This is a genomic window from Enterobacter cloacae complex sp. IR5401 (assembly GCF_049238425.1).
GTDB lineage: Bacteria > Pseudomonadota > Gammaproteobacteria > Enterobacterales > Enterobacteriaceae > Enterobacter > Enterobacter hormaechei_C.
In genome coordinates this window covers 238,622-254,490 of the sequence record NZ_JBMKHN010000003.1, presented here as the reverse complement: position 1 = coordinate 254,490, position 15,869 = coordinate 238,622, and the positions used below count along the sequence as shown (strand labels likewise).

18 protein-coding genes and 1 tRNA gene are annotated in these 15,869 nt (G+C 51.5%); 14 read left to right on the top strand and 5 right to left on the bottom strand.

Annotated features, from left to right (window positions below; translation table 11 throughout):
• Nucleotides 1-54: 54 nt before the first annotated feature.
• A protein-coding gene (gene prfB / locus ACOTX1_RS06795; RefSeq protein WP_096147815.1) for a peptide chain release factor 2 occupies nt 55-1,153 on the top strand; the annotation gives its coding sequence in 2 pieces (ribosomal slippage) (nt 55-129 and nt 131-1,153; 1,098 coding nt in all).
• 9 nt (nt 1,154-1,162) lie between these two features.
• A complete protein-coding gene (lysS, locus tag ACOTX1_RS06790; protein ID WP_003863452.1) occupies nt 1,163-2,680 on the top strand; it encodes a lysine--tRNA ligase in 1,518 nt (505 codons plus the stop codon).
• Nucleotides 2,681-2,728: 48 nt separating this feature from the next.
• Here lysS and idi read toward each other — a convergent pair whose 3' ends face one another.
• A complete protein-coding gene (gene idi / locus ACOTX1_RS06785; RefSeq protein WP_003863454.1) occupies nt 2,729-3,271 on the bottom strand; it encodes an isopentenyl-diphosphate Delta-isomerase in 543 nt (180 codons plus the stop codon).
• A gap of 163 nt (nt 3,272-3,434) precedes the next feature.
• Here idi and actS point away from each other — a divergent pair, with 163 nt between their 5' ends.
• From actS to ACOTX1_RS06770, 3 genes are all read left to right on the top strand, one after another.
• Nucleotides 3,435-4,175, top strand: a complete 741-nt coding sequence (gene actS, locus ACOTX1_RS06780; protein WP_022651807.1) for an amidase activator ActS — start codon at nt 3,435-3,437, stop codon at nt 4,173-4,175.
• Between the two features lie 80 nt (nt 4,176-4,255).
• Nucleotides 4,256-4,329: transfer RNA gene (locus tag ACOTX1_RS06775), tRNA-Gly, on the top strand.
• Nucleotides 4,330-4,849: 520 nt separating this feature from the next.
• Nucleotides 4,850-5,164: a hypothetical protein gene (locus ACOTX1_RS06770; RefSeq protein ID WP_003862882.1), complete on the top strand. Its 315-nt coding sequence runs from the start codon at nt 4,850-4,852 to the stop codon at nt 5,162-5,164.
• On the opposite strand, the gene ACOTX1_RS06765 is transcribed toward ACOTX1_RS06770, so the two are convergent.
• Entirely contained in the window at nt 5,161-5,970 is an 810-nt protein-coding gene (locus ACOTX1_RS06765) for a DUF4225 domain-containing protein (protein WP_003862880.1), read from the bottom strand. The two genes, ACOTX1_RS06770 and ACOTX1_RS06765, sit on opposite strands and share 4 nt — an antisense overlap.
• A gap of 412 nt (nt 5,971-6,382) precedes the next feature.
• Here ACOTX1_RS06765 and ACOTX1_RS06760 point away from each other — a divergent pair, with 412 nt between their 5' ends.
• The 5 genes from ACOTX1_RS06760 to ACOTX1_RS06740 all read left to right on the top strand — a co-directional run bounded on the left by ACOTX1_RS06760 (nt 6,383) and on the right by ACOTX1_RS06740 (nt 10,258).
• A complete protein-coding gene (locus ACOTX1_RS06760) occupies nt 6,383-6,526 on the top strand; it encodes a hypothetical protein (RefSeq protein ID WP_015571788.1) in 144 nt (47 codons plus the stop codon).
• A 259-nt stretch (nt 6,527-6,785) separates the two neighbouring features.
• Nucleotides 6,786-7,454 carry an isochorismatase family protein gene (locus tag ACOTX1_RS06755; RefSeq protein ID WP_032610080.1) on the top strand — a complete coding sequence of 223 codons (669 nt, stop codon included), beginning with the start codon at nt 6,786-6,788 and terminating at the stop codon, nt 7,452-7,454.
• 223 nt (nt 7,455-7,677) lie between these two features.
• The gene (locus ACOTX1_RS06750; protein ID WP_023314791.1) at nt 7,678-8,853 is read left to right on the top strand and encodes an OmpP1/FadL family transporter; all 1,176 of its coding nucleotides are present in this window, start codon (nt 7,678-7,680) and stop codon (nt 8,851-8,853) included.
• A 63-nt stretch (nt 8,854-8,916) separates the two neighbouring features.
• Entirely contained in the window at nt 8,917-9,546 is a 630-nt protein-coding gene (locus tag ACOTX1_RS06745) for a winged helix-turn-helix transcriptional regulator (RefSeq protein WP_003862875.1), read from the top strand.
• A 100-nt stretch (nt 9,547-9,646) separates the two neighbouring features.
• On the top strand, nt 9,647-10,258 hold the full coding sequence (locus ACOTX1_RS06740; protein ID WP_003862873.1) for an outer membrane beta-barrel protein: 612 nt from the start codon (nt 9,647-9,649) through the stop codon (nt 10,256-10,258).
• Between the two features lie 59 nt (nt 10,259-10,317).
• On the opposite strand, the gene ACOTX1_RS06735 is transcribed toward ACOTX1_RS06740, so the two are convergent.
• Nucleotides 10,318-10,716, bottom strand: coding sequence for a hypothetical protein (locus tag ACOTX1_RS06735; RefSeq protein ID WP_023314790.1), 399 nt, complete (start codon nt 10,714-10,716; stop codon nt 10,318-10,320).
• Nucleotides 10,717-10,887: 171 nt separating this feature from the next.
• Between ACOTX1_RS06735 and ACOTX1_RS06730 the strand changes: the two genes are divergently transcribed.
• Nucleotides 10,888-12,870: an alkyl/aryl-sulfatase gene (locus tag ACOTX1_RS06730; protein WP_023314789.1), complete on the top strand. Its 1,983-nt coding sequence runs from the start codon at nt 10,888-10,890 to the stop codon at nt 12,868-12,870.
• Between the two features lie 33 nt (nt 12,871-12,903).
• Here ACOTX1_RS06730 and ACOTX1_RS06725 read toward each other — a convergent pair whose 3' ends face one another.
• Together ACOTX1_RS06725 and ACOTX1_RS06720 are read right to left on the bottom strand one after the other, a co-directional pair.
• Nucleotides 12,904-13,788 (bottom strand): SDR family oxidoreductase, encoded by an 885-nt coding sequence (locus ACOTX1_RS06725; RefSeq protein WP_003862870.1) that lies wholly within the window; start codon nt 13,786-13,788, stop codon nt 12,904-12,906.
• Nucleotides 13,789-13,849: 61 nt separating this feature from the next.
• On the bottom strand, nt 13,850-14,239 hold the full coding sequence (locus ACOTX1_RS06720) for a YdeI family stress tolerance OB fold protein (RefSeq protein WP_252055868.1): 390 nt from the start codon (nt 14,237-14,239) through the stop codon (nt 13,850-13,852).
• A gap of 139 nt (nt 14,240-14,378) precedes the next feature.
• Here ACOTX1_RS06720 and ACOTX1_RS06715 point away from each other — a divergent pair, with 139 nt between their 5' ends.
• From ACOTX1_RS06715 to ACOTX1_RS06705, 3 genes are read left to right on the top strand one after another with little or no spacing between them, the layout of a single operon-like run.
• Complete coding sequence (locus ACOTX1_RS06715) at nt 14,379-14,882, top strand: hypothetical protein (RefSeq protein ID WP_022651799.1); 504 nt, start codon at nt 14,379-14,381, stop codon at nt 14,880-14,882.
• A 9-nt stretch (nt 14,883-14,891) separates the two neighbouring features.
• Nucleotides 14,892-15,338: a DUF421 domain-containing protein gene (locus ACOTX1_RS06710; RefSeq protein ID WP_003862865.1), complete on the top strand. Its 447-nt coding sequence runs from the start codon at nt 14,892-14,894 to the stop codon at nt 15,336-15,338.
• A gap of 10 nt (nt 15,339-15,348) precedes the next feature.
• On the top strand, nt 15,349-15,867 hold the full coding sequence (locus ACOTX1_RS06705; RefSeq protein WP_003862863.1) for a 2-oxo-tetronate isomerase: 519 nt from the start codon (nt 15,349-15,351) through the stop codon (nt 15,865-15,867).
• The last annotated feature ends 2 nt before the right edge of the window (nt 15,868-15,869 follow it).

Sequence of the window (15,869 nt, the reverse complement as noted above, 5' to 3'; positions counted from 1 at the left end):
TACAATCCCGCTCTTATCACCGCATTTTGACAAGCTCATAAAAGAAAACAGACCATGTTTGAAATTAATCCGGTAAAAAACCGCATTCAGGACCTCACGGAGCGCTCTGACGTTCTTAGGGGGTATCTTTGACTACGATGCCAAGAAAGAGCGTCTCGAAGAAGTAAACGCCGAGCTGGAACAGCCGGACGTCTGGAACGAACCTGAGCGCGCGCAGGCGCTGGGTAAAGAGCGTTCTTCCCTCGAAGCCATCGTAGATACGCTGGATCAAATGGCGCAGGGTCTGGAAGATGTTTCTGGGCTGCTGGAGCTGGCTGTCGAAGCCGACGACGAAGAAACCTTTAACGAAGCCGTGGCAGAGCTCGACGTGCTGGAAGAGAAGCTGGCGCAGCTGGAATTCCGTCGCATGTTCTCCGGCGAATACGATAGCGCTGACTGCTATCTCGATATTCAGGCAGGTTCTGGCGGTACCGAAGCACAGGACTGGGCGAGCATGCTGATGCGCATGTACCTGCGCTGGGCGGAAGCGCGCGGTTTCAAAACCGAGATTATCGAAGAATCCGAAGGTGAAGTGGCGGGTATTAAATCCGTCACCATCAAGATTATTGGCGATTACGCCTACGGCTGGCTACGTACTGAAACCGGCGTTCACCGCCTGGTGCGTAAGAGCCCGTTCGATTCCGGCGGCCGTCGTCACACCTCCTTCAGCTCCGCGTTTGTCTACCCGGAAGTGGATGAAGATATCGATATCGACATCAACCCGGCGGACCTGCGTATCGACGTTTACCGCGCATCCGGCGCGGGTGGTCAGCACGTTAACCGTACGGAATCTGCGGTGCGTATTACCCACATTCCAACCGGGCTGGTAACACAGTGCCAGAACGACCGTTCCCAGCATAAGAACAAAGACCAGGCCATGAAGCAGATGAAAGCGAAGCTTTATGAGCTGGAGATGCAGAAGAAAAATGCTGAGAAGCAGGCGATGGAAGACAACAAGTCCGATATCGGCTGGGGCAGCCAGATCCGTTCTTACGTCCTTGATGACTCCCGCATCAAAGACCTGCGCACCGGGGTTGAAACCCGTAACACGCAGGCGGTGCTGGACGGCAGCCTGGACCAATTTATCGAAGCAAGTTTGAAAGCAGGGTTATGAGGAACCAACATGTCTGAACAACAAGCACAGGGCGCTGACGCGGTAGTCGATCTTAACAACGAACTGAAAACCCGCCGCGAGAAGCTGGCAGCGCTGCGCGAGCAGGGCGTGCCGTTCCCGAACGATTTTCGTCGTGACCACACCTCAGACCAACTGCACGCAGACTTCGACGGTAAAGAGAACGAAGAGCTGGAAGCGCTGAACGTTGAAGTGTCCGTGGCGGGCCGCATGATGACCCGTCGTATCATGGGTAAAGCGTCCTTCGTGACCTTACAGGACGTTGGCGGCCGCATTCAGCTGTACGTCTCTCGTGACGACCTGCCGGAAGGCATCTACAACGAGCAGTTCAAGAAGTGGGACCTGGGCGACATCCTGGGCGCTAAAGGTAAACTGTTCAAAACCAAGACCGGTGAACTGTCTATCCACTGCACCGAGCTGCGTCTTCTGACCAAAGCCCTGCGCCCGCTGCCGGACAAGTTCCACGGTTTGCAGGATCAGGAAGCGCGCTATCGTCAGCGTTACCTGGATCTCATCTCTAACGATGAATCCCGTAAGACCTTCAAAATTCGCTCCCAGATCATGGCCGGCATTCGCCAGTTCATGGTTAACCGCGACTTTATGGAAGTAGAAACCCCGATGATGCAGGTGATCCCAGGCGGAGCCTCCGCTCGTCCGTTCATCACCCATCACAACGCCCTGGACCTGGACATGTACCTGCGTATCGCGCCGGAACTGTACCTGAAGCGTCTGGTGGTCGGCGGTTTTGACCGCGTGTTTGAGATCAACCGTAACTTCCGTAACGAAGGTATCTCCGTACGTCATAACCCAGAGTTCACCATGATGGAACTCTATATGGCCTATGCGGATTACAAAGATCTGATCGAGCTGACCGAATCCCTGTTCCGCACCCTGGCGCAGGACATTCTGGGCACCACCCAGGTACCTTACGGTGAAGAGGTGTTCGACTTCGGCAAGCCGTTCGAAAAACTGACCATGCGCGAAGCGATCAAGAAATACCGTCCTGAAACCAATATGGCGGATCTGGATAACTTCGACTCTGCGAAAGCGATCGCTGAAAGCATCGGTATTAAGGTTGAGAAGAGCTGGGGTCTGGGCCGTATCGTGACCGAGATCTTCGAAGAAGTGGCCGAAGCGCACCTGATTCAGCCTACCTTCATCACCGAATACCCGGCGGAAGTGTCTCCGCTGGCGCGTCGTAATGACGAGAACCCGGAAATCACTGACCGCTTCGAATTCTTCATCGGGGGCCGCGAAATCGGTAACGGCTTTAGCGAGCTGAACGATGCAGAAGATCAGGCGCAGCGCTTCCAGGATCAGGTTAACGCGAAAGCGGCAGGCGATGACGAAGCGATGTTCTTCGACGAAGACTACGTGACCGCGCTGGAGCACGGCCTGCCGCCGACGGCTGGCCTGGGTATTGGTATCGACCGTATGGTGATGCTGTTCACCAACAGCCACACCATTCGCGACGTGATCCTGTTCCCGGCGATGCGTCCGGTGAAATAAGCCGTTAAGACGTAAAAAAAGCCCCGTGCGTTTATCGCCGGGGCTTTTTTATTGCGCCGCGAAGGCGCTGAGTTTTTCACGCGCAGTGTTCGCTTCTTGCACCATCCACGGGCTAAATGCCCACGGTGTGGCGTCCAGCGCGCGGAATAGCGCGTCCAGCTCCACCCACTGATACTCCATCACTTCATCGTCATTGATTGCGAGGGTATTCGTTACGCGGGCGGCATAGACCGGGCAGATTTCGTTTTCAACGATCCCTGACGGGTCGGCTTCACGGTAGCGGAACTCCGGGGCAATGGGGGTGATGTCTGTGATTTCGGCGCCGACTTCAAAGCGGCAGCGGCGGATAATCGCCTGCTCTGTCGCTTCGTCGGCCTGTGGATGACCGCAAACGGAGTTGGTCCATACGCCGGGCCAGGCTTTTTTACTTAAGGCGCGACGGGTGATCAGACATTCTCCGTTAGCGTTAAACAGCCATGAAGAGAAGGCCAGGTGTAGCGGGGTGTGTGACGTGTGCGCGGCGTACTTCTCCTGAGTGCCAATCACTTTTCCCTGGTCATTTACCAAAATAACGTGTTCTTGAATACTCATTGATGCTCCAGTGCCAAAATGCTTAATGGTTCAGCACCATCAGCGGAATTATTATACTGCATTCTTATGCGAACGGTTTGGCCCACAGAGCGGAAAAGGGCATGACCCGCATCAGTTTGGGCTGCTATCATAGTGCGCCATTCACGCTGACCGAGGAGCTGTTTTGTTTGCAGGAAGCCTGACGAGAAACCCGATCATTGCCGTTTTCTGCCTGACGCTGACGCTACTTGTAGCAGGATGCTCGGGGAGTAAATCTTCGGATATGGGCAGTTATTCCGGTGCAGTCTATACCGTTAAGCGCGGGGACACGCTCTACCGCATCTCACGCGCCACGGGAACCAGCGTGAAGGAGCTGGCGCGCCTGAATAATATTTCTCCACCGTATACTATTGAGGTAGGGCAGAAGCTCAAGGTTAACGGCGGTTCTTCCTCAGGGAAAAAGTCCTCAACGCGTAAAACAGCCAAAGTCACGCCATCCTATCAGGTGCCTAAATCATCCTGGCCGCCGGTCGGTCAGCGCTGCTGGATCTGGCCTGCAAGCGGAAAAGTGGTTGCGCCGTACTCGCTCTCGGAAGGTGGCAATAAAGGTATTGATATCGCTGCCGCACGCGGCACGCCGGTTTACGCTTCAGGGGCCGGGAAGGTGGTCTATGTCGGTAACCAGCTTCGTGGATACGGTAACCTGATCATGATTAAGCATGGTGAGGACTACATTACTGCTTATGCGCATAACGACACGATGCTGGTCAATAACGGGCAGAACGTGAAGGCGGGGCAGAAGATTGCGACCATGGGCAGTACCGGGACGGATACGGTGAAGCTGCACTTCCAGATCCGCTATAAGGCCACAGCCATCGATCCGCAGCGTTATCTTCCGGCGCAGGGCAGTAAGCCGAAGTGCTAAGTGATTATTTAATCGCCACTTAGTGGGGTAAAGGCTTGTATGAAGAGGCGTAAGGTCTATAATGCCTTACGCACCTCAAAGCGGGCGTAGTTCAATGGTAGAACGAGAGCTTCCCAAGCTCTATACGAGGGTTCGATTCCCTTCGCCCGCTCCAGTCTCCTCATAAATTAACAAGTTATAATTTATCAGTTAGTTACTTTGCTCCGCTTTAGCAGGTACAACTAAAACTACCCAATGTTCTATGCCCGTATCTGGCGTCGCGTGACAGGGTCTGTAGTACAAGGAAACATATCATCCACGCTGGCGGTGGTTCCAGTTTCTTACCGCGACAGCACAACAACGAACTAAAAGCCGCATATCTGGCATAACTCCCGAAAACAGGTTTATGGTGATAACGTACCTACAAACGACATGTAGGATCTATCAGCGTTTCAGCCACGCTCCCGCAAGGGTACACGGTTATCCTGATAAGGTGTGATCCCTCTGACAGTCTGATGTTGTCGCCTAACGGCTCCACTTGTTGCTGTATCACCAACGGGGCTTTATGGCTTCTATTGTCTGAAATCTGATTCATTGGACAAACATCATGTGGATTGCTGTAAAGTTCATCAGTATGATTGCTTGCACAATCAGCGATTGGGAAAACACTTCTGGGAGATAAGGGACGAGACGATATGAAAGTGACTGATGAGGCTTTGTTACGTTCAGGGTTTACGCAGCCCGAATTGCAGAAGATAAAAAGCAACATTGAAAAATATGGAGGAACGCTTGGAGAGGCCATAAATGACCTCGCTAGGCGATTTGTTACCTTGGCGGGAGTGGTGGCTGTGTGTGCCTTAATCCTACTGCTACTTATCGTCTTCAGCTCACCTGATAGAGCAGTTGCATGGGGGCTGGCGATGATCTTTGGGGTTGCCATTATGTCCTTCGCGCAGCCGCCGGTAATTTCCTATAAATCCTGGCGTTACCGAAAAACTATCAAGGATTAACTGGTTCCATTTTCGGTTGTCAATAGATCGAAAATCACTTTTGCTTTAACACCATAACCGACAATCTTCATTGTTAGCTTAGGAGTGCTCATTGTGCTGACTTTGCGATAGTAATCGTGTGGAAGCCAGCGAAATAATCTCCAGGCTCCAGTTTTTCGAGCGAGTCCTACAATGCTGTACACACTGGCACCGAGAGTAACACCATTATAGAGAGCCAAGCCCGTGTTAGGATTAAATCCCATGAACTGGGCCGTATGCATCGCGGAGTCAGCAATGATACCTTGCGAGGGTTTATGTCCTTCTGGCTGATCAAAGTTGAGCACTTCTTTCGTTAATCCGTTCATTCCATCGGCAATCAGGACTGCCCCAGCCAGCATACCAATCGGCCCCATAGTGGATAACATCATAAAGCCACCAAAGAGAACCACGCCTGATAGCACCACGTTTACGGCGGATATAACATAACCGACGATTTTATTATTTTCCTTAACAAACTCGACCTTCGCGTAAAGCTGTGCGGCTCTGGTTCTTAACAGGCGTTCTTGTTCGTGTAGATTATCTGTTTCAGCACGCAGATTTTTGATGCATGCAATGCATTCTTCATCGGTTTTAGCTCGTCGTGCTGTTTCAAATTCTTTATCTACAACCTGTTTTATCTCTTCGACAAACTTGATACGTGTAAGACCATCTTGCAAATAGAATGCTGACAGCCGGTTTGCTGTTTCGACGAGTTTCCGGGCCTCTAGATTCACCATGGTATCTGACCATGTTCTGTTCCAGCCCCTGTTAAGCAACGCAATATCCATTAAAGACTCCTTCCCAAAATGTGTCTGGTCATTTTAGGTGCAATAAGGTCGAAGACCATAGGAAATACTTTCACAACCCACCCCCGTGGGTGTCCCGTCTCTTTATCCTCCCAGTTTACTTCCTCCTGCTTAAAATATCCCCGGCTCTATTATAGATCCGCTGAGTGGAACGATTAACCGCCTAATAATTTCACTGGATCTGCATGAAATATTCTGGTGTTGCCACTGCGTCACACCGCTTTGCTTACGCTGCAATTTGCCTCGCTTTATTGCAACAGGCACAAAGCTCTCTTTTCGTAGTAAAAAGCCTTCTTTTGCTAAACAAGGAATCACCCATGGCATAACACGCTAAGTTGCACATTTCCTGTACCCTGGATACCCTGAGATTAATCCTAATAACTCAAGGGTGAGTATGGCTACCGGGAAGAGAAAGAACCAAAAGGAATCACCTGAAGAAGAGTTAGATCGCTTGCTGGATGAGCTTGAACTCACAGAGGAGCAACGGGAGTTTATCGAATCCATGCGGGAGGATAAGGGCGATCCCAGTAGTGAGTAACGCTTGCCTTCAGCCGAACGAATACGAATGGCCGCATAACGGCATTGTAAAGATTTTTTCTCCTCACGAGGGCTTTCCGTCAGCGTCGATGGCTCAGCGTACCGTGCCAGAAATTGTCCTGAAATGATGCGGTATTCAGACCGGATCGAACTACTATTCATTATGATTTATCAATGCATTATACCCTGACCATGTGCATGTAAAATCGCGGAGCCGGGAGAGTTGACGGCAATGTAAAAGAAATCATGAGGAAAGAAATATGGCTGCTACAAACGGTATGATTGATACTGATGACGCTGTAATTTTACTCATCGACCATCAGAGTGGCTTATTCAACACGGTACGTGATGTGCCTGTACCAGACCTTCGTAATTATGTGACAGCGATAGCCAAAGTTGCCACGCTTTTAAATATCCCGGTGATCACCACGGCCTCTGTTCCTGACGGTCCCAATGGCCCGCTCATCCCGGAAATTCACAAATATGCACCCCATGCCGTGTATGTTCCACGCACCGGGCAGATTAATACCTGGGATAATCCGGCGTTTGTGAAGGAAGTGGAAAAGACGGGCAGAAAGACCCTGATTATTGCCGGCACGCTCACCAGCGTCTGCATGGCGTTCCCTGCGGTTAGCGCTGTCCACGAGGGGTATAAGGTTTACTGTGTTGTGGATGCCTCGGGGAACTGGTCCAAAATCGCGACCGATACCACCATCGCGCGCGTGGCTCAGGCGGGGGCGATCCCTACCGATACGTTTGCCATTGTCGCTGAATTAATGAGAACCTGGAACCGCGAGGAAGGTTCTCGCTTTGCTGAGATCCTGGCAGAGCATGTCTGTCCGGAATATAAGTGCCTGATTGAAAGTTTCGGCAAAGCTCAGGAAATTGCCAGAACGGGCCCGGAAACCAATCTGGAGCATTATAAGTAAGTCCTAATAAACATGTATAAAAGTTGCTGGATTTTATCGTCCTGTACCTGAGCGTATTACAGGTGCAGGACGTAGCGGCGTCGTATTCCGGACGTCGCTGAATTGTCAGAGATATTAAGAGGGGCTGAACCGCGCATAATTTAAAATTAAACCCTCTTTCTTTTTACGTAATCAATCGCCCCTGTTATATCTGTCGGCAAATTTTTTATTTCCCGGACCACAGATGAAAACACGACTCCTCCTGTGCGCTGGCGTATTAGCTGTCTCCAGTGCCCATGCCAGCGCCCTCTATTTTTATGAAGCCGGCACCGAAGATACCGCGCTTGCCGGAGCAGGGCAGGCGGCTCGTGCGAAGGACGCCTCGACAATCATGACCAACCCGGCTGGCATGACGCGCTTACCGGATCATATGGTCACCGGTGGGTTACAGGTTATGGATGGCTCCATCGACAACCAGCTGGATAACGATGCCCATCAAAGCCCCGGCGATGTGATGAAAACCATCCCGAATGCCAGCGCCTTTTATAGCCAGAAGATAAACGATGATCTTTATGCCGGGATCGGGCTTTACGGTAATTACGGCCTGGGGATCGACTACGGCAGCTGGGCGGGCGACAGGTTGATTAAAAAGAGTACCATGGTAGCCATGACGCTCAGCCCCTCGCTGGCCTATAAGCTTAACGACCGTCTTTCGATTGGCGCGTCCGCCAACGTTAACTACGGTTACTTCTCGCTGACTCGCAGCGTTAACGATGATGACTACCAGCGACGCGATGAAGACCTGGCCATGAGCTATCGGCTTGGGCTGCTGATGCAGCTAACTGACCAGACCCGAGCCGGTATTACCTGGAACAGCGAAACGGACTTCAGCTTCAATATTGACGGCAACGCGCGTCTACAGAACGGCACCTACGACCTGCCGTTGTCGGCACAGATCAGCGCACCGCAGCAAATCATGCTCAGTCTGGTGCATGATATTAACCCGCGGTGGTCGGTTATGGGCGATCTCGGCTGGCAGGACTGGAGCCAGTTCGGCTCGCCGCAAATCGTCGTCGGGGACCAGCAGCTGAACAACGTCAGCCGCCTGAAGGACACGTGGCACGGTGCGGTGGGCGTGCAGTATCGTCCAACGCCTCAGTGGCGACTGAATGCCGGTGTGGCGTTCGACAGCTCGCCGTATGAAAGCCAGAGCGATGTGGCCTTAACCTTACCTACCGGCGATGAGTGGCGATTTGGCACGGGGGCCCAGTATCAGATCACCCCGGCCAGCAATATTGGTATTGCCGTGTCGTATCTTCATATGCAGTCGTCGCATGTGAAATCGCCGGTGGCGTTTGCCGGAAGTTACGACCATCCTTATCTTTGGTTTGCCAGCGTCAACTACAGCTATCAGTTTTGATCGGCTAACCGCTTAAAATATATGGTCTATAATGGCAGATATTGAATGTCAGAAGGTTGTACCATGCATATTTTACCGCCTGTTCGACCCGAAAAATCCATCGAACGACTGACCGCTATCCTTGAGCCGATAGCGGAGAAAGTGCACGTTGTTCCGCGTAAGCGACTCACCTGGTTACGGAAGGGGAAACAGCAGATGTACCTCTTTCTGGAAGGGGAGTTATCCCTGCTGCGGGCCTCGGATGGACTGGTGGTAGTAACCGTTTACGAGCCGCATTTGTTTGGTATCGCAGAGATGATCCAGCCTACCCAGGGGCATCTTCTCCGTGCGGAAAGGGAGTCGACTATTTTACGTCTTGATGCGGACAAGGCGGCTGAGTTGTTTCGCGCCGAGGGCGTCTGGGAGGATGTCGCCGCGCTGCTTTCATACCATACGGCCTATTTAATATTTCGTGATGCACAGGTACTCCAGCAGCGTACCTATTCCGTTATTCGTAACCACCTTCAGGAAATGATTTTGCTCCCGGAAGAGACGCGTCTGCGTACCACGATTCTGGAATATATTCAGGATCGTACGCTGCTCTCTCGCAGCAGTATACTCAATGTATTATCCGCCCTTAAGCAGGGAGAATATATCTCCTTTAAGCGCGGCGGATACCTGCTTGAAGTCAGACATTTACCCGAATCATTCTAGCGGAAGTTTAAAATTAAACAGAAATGGAATTAACGCTGCCGTTAATTTTCTATATCGTTTGCTTTCTCAGATTTAACTTTATCAAGTAAACGGTATTTTTATGAAAAAGACAGTTATCGCATTAATTGTGGCTAATGTATTTACCGCCACTTCCGCCTTCGCCGCCGCGGATGCGGGCACCTGGTATAGCGGGGCGAAATTCGGCTGGTCTCACTATTTTGATACCAATATGGGTTCAAAAGCGTTTGAGAACACGCATTCCGATCACTTCGATTTTGACCATGATAATGTCGGCGGGGGGGTTTATACGGGTTATCAGATTACCCCATGGCTTGCGGTAGAAGGTGGTTATGATTATTTAGGCAACATGCAGATTAAAGGCCAGCATGGCGCAGGGGCGCAAATGAAGACGCAGGGCCTGCAACTGTCTCTGAAGGCCAGTTATGCCCTGACCAATGACTGGGATATTTACGGCCGTGCCGGCGCAATGGGCTATCGCGCTGAATCCGATGTAAGTGGTCACAATCGTTTTGAAACAGGTGTGCGCCCGCTTGCTGCCGTGGGTACTGAATACGCCTTCAATAAAAACTGGGCGGGCCGCCTGGAGTATCAGTGGGTAAGCAACGTGGGCAATGTTAACCAGATCGGCGTGAGCAGCGACCTGAGTTCCGTCACCGCAGGGCTTAGCTATCGCTTTGGTCAGTACGACTGATGTCCGTGATATGCCCATTAATAAAAACCCGGCTGCTTAAGTTGCCGGTTTTTTTGTTTTCAGCTGGTGAATAATGGTTCAAGAACGATATGAATATTTTGCAGGCCCGTGACATTATTATCTTTCAGGTATTGCTGGTTAACCATATCTAGCTGTTCCAGCTTGGTCAGCGAGGCATAGACGCGTTGAACGGCACTGTCCGCAACAAAAATTTCTTTTGCGGTGGTGTCCTGTAGATACTGTGATTTTACGCTGCGCGTTAGGGTCTCGATCTGCTGTTTATTTTCCTGATAAAGAGACGCGATATGCGATATCTGTACCTGCGGTGGTTTTTCCCCCGGCAACACCAGTGGAATTTGCAGATGATTAATTTTTTCAACATTGTCTGGTTGGGGAGAACTACAGGCTGTTAATGTGCTGAGGGTTAATACAGCGAAAAAGAACGGCAGGCTTTTCATCGAATCACTCCGGGGAAATAACTGGACTCAGCATTATCCCTGAAGGCCGCAGCGACGAAAGAATTAACTTATTTATTTATAAACGTTAATTTCATAGGTTAAAGATAAGCCTGGTGATAGCCTCCTTTCCCCCCATGTACCGCCAGCGTAAATATAACTCCTCGAGGAAGTATGAAATTTAAAACTCTCGTTAGTGCGATGGCCGTTGCTGGTCTGCTATTAGTCTCGTTGACCTCATTGCCTGTCCTGGCACAAAAGGAAGGGAAGGGAGCCACTGCCCATACGAAAGAGATGAATGATGCACTTTATGGTCAACTGCCCTTCTTTGATAAGACCGATTTCCGAAATGCGCACAAAGGCTTTATTGCCCCGCTGCCAGCCGCGGTGATTAAAGACGAAAAAGGCGCCGTTATCTGGAACCCCCAGAAATACGCTTTTATCAAAGAAGGGCAAAAAGCGCCGGATACCGTCAACCCGAGCCTGTGGCGTCAGGCGCAGCTGAATAATATTGGCGGTCTGTTTGAGGTCACGGAAGGCGTCTACCAGATCCGCAACCTCGATCTGTCGAATATGACGATTATAGAGGGCAAAGAGGGGATCACGGTTATCGATCCGCTGGTGTCTGCGGAAACGGCCAAAGCGGGCATGGATCTTTACGTTCAACATCGTGGCAAACGCCCGGTTGTTGCCGTTATTTATACCCATAGTCATGTCGATCATTATGGCGGCGTGCGTGGCGTGGTCGATGAAGCGGGAGTGATGACCGGCAAAGTGAAAGTCTATGCTCCAGCAGGTTTTATGGAAGAGGCGGTATCGGAAAATATCATGGCCGGAAATGCCATGAGCCGCCGTGCCAGTTATATCTACGGAAACCTGTTAAAGGCCAATGTAAAAGGTCAGATAGGGGCGGGTCTGGGGACGACCACCTCAGCGGGGACGGTCACGCTTATCGCGCCCACTCACGCCATTACCAAAGACGGGCAGAAAGAGATCATCGACGGTCTCACCTATGATTTTATGCTGGCGCCGGGGTCGGAAGCGCCGTCTGAAATGCTCTGGTATGTGGAAGAGAAAAAACTGATTGAAGCAGCAGAGAACGTCACTCACACCCTGCACAATACTTATTCGCTGCGCGGGTCGAAGATACACGATCCGCTGGCATGGTCAAAATACATCAATAACGCTCTCGATCGTTGGGGGGATAAAGCGGAAATTATTATCGCGCAGCACCACTGGCCCACATGGGGTAATAAGAAAGTGGTGAAGCTGATGAAAAGCCAGCGTGATATCTACCGCTATATCAACGACCAGACGCTCAGACTGGCGAATAAGGGGCTGACGAGGGATGAAATAGCCGCAAATTTCGCCCTGCCTTACGGACTGGCTAAATCCTGGGCAGGCCGTGGCTATTACGGCTCGGTAAGCAACAACGTCAAAGCCACCTATGTCTACTATCTTGGCTGGTTCGACGGCAATCCGGCGACGCTCGATGAACTGCCTCCGGTCGAGGCGGCGAAAAAGTATGTCGATTACATGGGCGGAGCCCGCGCGATCCTTGAAAAAGCTCGTGTCGATTATGCCCGGGGGAATTATCGCTGGGTGGCTCAGGTGGTCAGTAAAGTCGTTTATGCCGATCCGAATAATAAGGCAGCGCGCGAACTGGAAGCGGACGCGTTTGAACAGCTGGGATACCATGCGGAGTCAGGGCCGTGGCGTAACGCCTACCTCACCGGTGCGCAAGAGTTGCGTAACGGCGTGAAGATAAAGCCGACGCCCAAAACCGCCAGCCCGGATGCGGTCCGTGCCATGTCAACTGAGATGATTTTTGACTACCTCGGCGTTCACCTTAACGGCGTCAGAGCGGCGAATGCCAGAGGCATTTTTAACGTTGATTTAGGCCGCGAGGGCGGCAGGTATAAGCTGGAGCTGGAAAATGGCGTGCTGAACCATAGCGCCAACGCTCAGGCAGAAGATCCGGATGCAACCATTACGCTCAGCCGCGAAACGCTGAACAAAATCATCCTTAAGGAAACCACGCTGAAAAAGGCGCAACAGGCAGGAGAGGTGACGATCGTCGGCAACGCCGCGAAGGTGAACGAAATGCTGCGCTGCATGGAGAGCTTCGGCTTCTGGTTTCCTGTCGTCACCCCTTAAAAGTAAAAAAGGCTGCTTTCGCAGCCTTTTTCGTCAAATGACGCCGTCGCCGCCGTCTGAACACCAGACCTGCCCGGAGGTGTATGAACACTCATCCGAGGCCAGAGTGACATACAGCGGTGCGATCTCCACGGGCTGTCCCGGGCGTCCCAGAGGGGTACTCTCGCCAAAATGTTTCACTTTTTCCTGTGGCTGCCCACCGCTGGGCTGAAGCACGGTCCAGTAAGGTCCGGGCGCTACCGCGTTCACGCGGATCCCTTTCGGACCCAGCTGTTTCGCCAGCGCTTTGGTAAACACCGCGAGACAGGCTTTGGTCTGCGCATAGTCAAGCAGTACGGCGCTCGGTTTAACCGCCTGAACGGAGGAGGTGTTAATAATGGATGCAGGGGCTTTCATGTGGCGCAACGCCGCCTTTGTGATCCAGAAAGGCGCATAGACGTTGGTCTTAAAGGTCGCGTCAAAATCTTCCGTAGTCAGTTCTTCCAGCGACTCACGATACTGCTGGCGGCCTGCGTTATTCACCAGGATATCCAGCCCGCCCAGTTTTGAGACGGCCTGCTCCACCAGGTTCTGACAAAAAGTTTCGTCGCGCACATCGCCCGGAAGCGCGACGGCGTTCCGTCCTTCCGCTTTAATCAGGGCGATGACTTCCGCTGCGTCTTCTTCCTCTTCCGGCAAATAGTTAATGGCGACATCTGCCCCTTCGCGGGCATAGGCAATGGCTACCGCGCGTCCGATGCCGGAATCGCCCCCGGTAATTAGCGCCTTCTTACCGGCAAGACGTCCATGCCCTTTGTAGCTCTTCTCGCCGTGGTCGGGTACGGGTTCCATTTCTGAGGACAGGCCCGGCGGCGTCTGGGGTTGCTTCGGGAAAGGTGGCGTTGGGTAAGCGTTCGTACGTTGTTCATTATCACTCATAGCTAACTCCTTGTTAGGGGTGAGATTTGATGGATAGTTACAGCGTTAACGCTTCGCTGAATTATTTTTGCAAGTGGCTGACCCGGACTACGGGTGGGGATGATTTTTTATCGAGCGAGCCGCTAATACTGATCATGTTGTCAGGTTCCACGGTTCTGTCGTCAAATACGGCTTTCGGGATAATAACGTCGATTTTCCCGGTTTTATCCTGGAATACGTATTTATCGCCATTGCCATCAATAAGATTGCCGTGCAGTGAAATAGAGGCGCCATCATGCATCTCTTTCGCCTGAGTAATGGTCATAATGCGCGCATCATCGGTACCACGATAACCGCTGTCCAACGCATGCGGCGGTGGCGGCGCGTCACCCTTTTGTAACCCGCCGTTATTATCTGCCCAGGCAGTAGGGATAATTAATATTAACAAAGCTGAAATCACTGATAATTTCATCTGATATCCTTCATTTTGGATGTCTTGACTTATTAAGTATTGTTGCTATTTCTTTATGTGGCAAATGTGATAAGTCTTAAAAGCATTTTCACAGAGAAATCAAAAATTTCGGCAATTAAGCGAAACGGTGACGACTGCCATGGAACCAAAAAATGAAAAAGTGCCTGGGATAAAAGAGAGTTATCGTTTACTGACGTTTGAGTACGCATTTCGTCAGGTGGGTTTTATTGTGCTGTTAGCTATTATCGTGGCGGCAATTGCCGGGCTGTTTTCAAGCGGTGTGGTCAGCGACGTGGAGAAAACAAACGATGCAAAATCCCTAGCTCTGAGCTATGAGCGCTTCGGTCGCCGCCAGACCGAATCGCGGATGGCGCTGACGTTTCCGGTGACGTCTGAGGGGAAATATACCCTCAGCCTGACCAGCGAAAGCAGCGACGCGTATGAGCCCGGCAGCGTCTGGCCACAACCGGACAGCATGTACAGCCGGGGGAATACCCTGTTTCTCGTCTACGATCGTTTACAACAGACCGATAAATTTACCGTTCTATTATTCATCACGCCGTCAAAAGCAGGGAAGTGGACAAACAGCATCCGCGTAAACAACGAGCCAGATATCCGTTTCTGGCAGTTTATTTACCCCTAGGAGTCGAATATGGACATGGTTTTTCGTGCCCTGGCAATTTACCTGTTTCTGGTCATTGTGTTTAAAGTTGCCGGGCGGCGCGCCCTGTTACAAATGACCAGTTTTGACCTTATTTTGCTCTTAATTATCAGTGAGGCGACACAGCAGGCGCTGCTTGGCGAAGATTTTTCCATCACCGGTGCGATGATTACAATAACAACGCTGGTGGTGGTGGATATTATATTTGGCCTCCTGAAAAAATATTTTTCCACTGTTGAGAATATTCTTGATGGCACGCCGGTGATATTGGTGGAGAACGGTGTCCCCCTTGCCGATAAACTGAAAAAGGTCGATGTATCCTGTGATGATATATTGGTATCAGCCCGCCAGAATCACGGTATTACAGAATTGAAGAAGATAAAATACGCTATTCTTGAGCGTAATGGTCATATTTCTATTATTCCTGACGAAAATTAAGGGCAACGCGATGAGCAATCTTATTCACGACAGTAACAGCACCATCAGCGAGCTGACGAAAAAGCTCGCCACTCAACTTACGGACAGAGGTTTGCGGTTAACTACCGCAGAGTCCTGTACCGGCGGCAATCTCGCGGTTGCGCTTTGTGCCGAAGAGAACACCGCGGAATTTTATGACGTTGGCATGGTGGTGTTCAGCGATGCGGCGAAGGAGAGGATCCTCGGCGTGCGGCACGAAACCATTGAGCGCTTCACCGCCGTCAGTGAACAAACGGTGACCGAGATGGCCGCTAAAATTCGCGAAATTGCCGAGGCGGATATTGGCCTTGCCATCAGCGGCTATGCGGGACCGGAAGGCGGAGACGATGGCACCGCAGCCGGTACGGTCTGCTTCGGCTGGAATATTCGCGGACAGACGGAAACCCGCACCGTGCTGTTTTCCGGTGAATGTCAGGATGTGGTGGATAAAGCGGTGCGTTATTCCCTGTCTGAACTGATCGAAATACTCTCCGGCTGGGATAACGTCTGAAA

Coding starts and splice junctions, on each gene's coding strand:
- lysS (WP_003863452.1), top strand. CDS start 1,163: ATGTCTGAACAACAAGCACAGGGCGCTGACGCGGTAGTCGATCTTAAC.
- idi (WP_003863454.1), bottom strand. CDS start 3,271: ATGAGTATTCAAGAACACGTTATTTTGGTAAATGACCAGGGAAAAGTG.
- ACOTX1_RS06770 (WP_003862882.1), top strand. CDS start 4,850: ATGAAAGTGACTGATGAGGCTTTGTTACGTTCAGGGTTTACGCAGCCC.
- ACOTX1_RS06765 (WP_003862880.1), bottom strand. CDS start 5,970: ATGGATATTGCGTTGCTTAACAGGGGCTGGAACAGAACATGGTCAGAT.
- ACOTX1_RS06760 (WP_015571788.1), top strand. CDS start 6,383: ATGGCTACCGGGAAGAGAAAGAACCAAAAGGAATCACCTGAAGAAGAG.
- ACOTX1_RS06755 (WP_032610080.1), top strand. CDS start 6,786: ATGGCTGCTACAAACGGTATGATTGATACTGATGACGCTGTAATTTTA.
- ACOTX1_RS06750 (WP_023314791.1), top strand. CDS start 7,678: ATGAAAACACGACTCCTCCTGTGCGCTGGCGTATTAGCTGTCTCCAGT.
- ACOTX1_RS06745 (WP_003862875.1), top strand. CDS start 8,917: ATGCATATTTTACCGCCTGTTCGACCCGAAAAATCCATCGAACGACTG.
- ACOTX1_RS06740 (WP_003862873.1), top strand. CDS start 9,647: ATGAAAAAGACAGTTATCGCATTAATTGTGGCTAATGTATTTACCGCC.
- ACOTX1_RS06735 (WP_023314790.1), bottom strand. CDS start 10,716: ATGAAAAGCCTGCCGTTCTTTTTCGCTGTATTAACCCTCAGCACATTA.
- ACOTX1_RS06730 (WP_023314789.1), top strand. CDS start 10,888: ATGAAATTTAAAACTCTCGTTAGTGCGATGGCCGTTGCTGGTCTGCTA.
- ACOTX1_RS06725 (WP_003862870.1), bottom strand. CDS start 13,788: ATGAGTGATAATGAACAACGTACGAACGCTTACCCAACGCCACCTTTC.
- ACOTX1_RS06720 (WP_252055868.1), bottom strand. CDS start 14,239: ATGAAATTATCAGTGATTTCAGCTTTGTTAATATTAATTATCCCTACT.
- ACOTX1_RS06715 (WP_022651799.1), top strand. CDS start 14,379: ATGGAACCAAAAAATGAAAAAGTGCCTGGGATAAAAGAGAGTTATCGT.
- ACOTX1_RS06710 (WP_003862865.1), top strand. CDS start 14,892: ATGGACATGGTTTTTCGTGCCCTGGCAATTTACCTGTTTCTGGTCATT.
- ACOTX1_RS06705 (WP_003862863.1), top strand. CDS start 15,349: ATGAGCAATCTTATTCACGACAGTAACAGCACCATCAGCGAGCTGACG.